Origin of the sequence: Herbaspirillum aquaticum (assembly GCF_002213425.1) — a bacterium.
GTDB classification, from domain to species: domain Bacteria; phylum Pseudomonadota; class Gammaproteobacteria; order Burkholderiales; family Burkholderiaceae_D; genus Herbaspirillum; species Herbaspirillum aquaticum.
In genome coordinates, this window is sequence record NZ_NJGV01000056.1 from 1 (window position 1) to 1,191 (window position 1,191).

The 1,191-nt window shown below is 60.7% G+C and carries 1 protein-coding gene; it reads left to right on the forward strand.

The window, feature by feature from the left end; genetic code table 11:
• Positions 1 to 1,191 carry an elongation factor Tu gene (gene tuf / locus CEJ45_RS24370; RefSeq protein WP_008334097.1) on the forward strand — a complete coding sequence of 397 codons (1,191 nt, stop codon included), beginning with the start codon at positions 1 to 3 and terminating at the stop codon, positions 1,189 to 1,191.

Genomic DNA, 1,191 nt, shown 5'->3' on the forward strand with positions numbered 1-1,191 from the left:
ATGGCAAAAGGCAAGTTTGAACGGACCAAGCCGCACGTGAACGTCGGCACCATCGGTCACGTTGACCACGGCAAGACCACCCTGACCGCTGCAATCGCAACCGTTCTGTCGAAGAAGTTCGGCGGCGAAGCGAAGGCCTACGACCAGATCGACGCAGCGCCTGAAGAAAAGGCACGCGGCATCACCATCAACACCGCGCACGTCGAATACGAAACCGCGAACCGTCACTACGCGCACGTTGACTGCCCAGGCCACGCCGACTATGTGAAGAACATGATCACCGGCGCAGCGCAGATGGACGGCGCGATCCTGGTGTGCTCGGCCGCTGACGGCCCGATGCCCCAGACCCGCGAACACATCCTGCTGTCGCGTCAGGTTGGCGTTCCTTACATCATCGTCTTCCTGAACAAGGCTGACATGGTGGACGACGCTGAACTGCTGGAACTGGTGGAAATGGAAGTCCGCGAACTGCTGTCGAAGTACGAGTTCCCTGGCGACGACCTGCCCATCGTGAAGGGTTCGGCCAAGCTGGCGCTGGAAGGCGACACCGGTCCCCTGGGCGAACAAGCCATCATGGCCCTGGCAGAAGCCCTGGACACCTACATCCCGACCCCGGAACGTGCCGTTGACGGTACCTTCCTGATGCCGGTGGAAGACGTGTTCTCGATCTCCGGCCGTGGCACCGTGGTGACCGGTCGCGTTGAGCGCGGCATCATCAAGGTCGGCGAAGAAATCGAAATCGTCGGTATCGCTGACACCCAGAAGACCACCTGCACCGGCGTGGAAATGTTCCGCAAGCTGCTGGACCAAGGTCAAGCTGGCGACAACGTTGGCGTGCTGCTGCGCGGTACCAAGCGTGAAGACGTGCAGCGTGGCCAGGTTCTGGCCAAGCCGGGTTCGATCAAGCCGCACAAGCACTTCACCGGCGAGATCTATGTTCTGTCGAAGGATGAAGGCGGCCGTCACACCCCGTTCTTCAACAACTACCGTCCGCAGTTCTACTTCCGTACCACCGACGTGACCGGTGCGATCGAACTGCCGAAGGACAAGGAAATGGTCATGCCGGGCGACAACGTGTCGATCACCGTGCAACTGATCAACCCGATCGCCATGGAAGAAGGCCTGCGCTTCGCTATCCGTGAAGGCGGCCGTACCGTCGGCGCCGGCGTGGTTGCCAAGATCTTCGACTAA